The following is a 275-nucleotide window of genomic DNA, read 5'->3' on the forward strand; positions in this document are numbered from 1 at the left end:
TGACCGGGCTGACCGGGCTGACCAGGCTGACCAGGCTGGCCGGGGGTACCAGGCTGACCGGGCTGGCCGGGGGTGCCAGGCTGACCGGGAGTACCGGGGGTCACGTTACCACCGTTACCACCAATACCGTTACCGCCATTGCCGCCGTTGTTACCAGGGGTGCCAGGCTGACCGGGAGTACCGGGGGTCACGTTACCACCGTTACCACCAATACCGTCGCCACCGTTACCGCCGTTGTTACCAGGGGTGCCAGGCTGAGCAGGAGTACCGGGCTG

1 protein-coding gene is annotated in these 275 nt (G+C 66.9%); it reads right to left on the reverse strand.

Annotation, left to right across the window (positions count from 1 at the left end; translation table 11 throughout):
* A partial coding sequence (locus HMPREF2625_RS10940) for a hypothetical protein (RefSeq protein WP_210394421.1) occupies positions 1-275 on the reverse strand: 275 nt, incomplete at both ends.

It is taken from the genome of Rothia sp. HMSC064D08 (genome assembly GCF_001809525.1).
GTDB lineage: Bacteria > Actinomycetota > Actinomycetes > Actinomycetales > Micrococcaceae > Rothia > Rothia dentocariosa.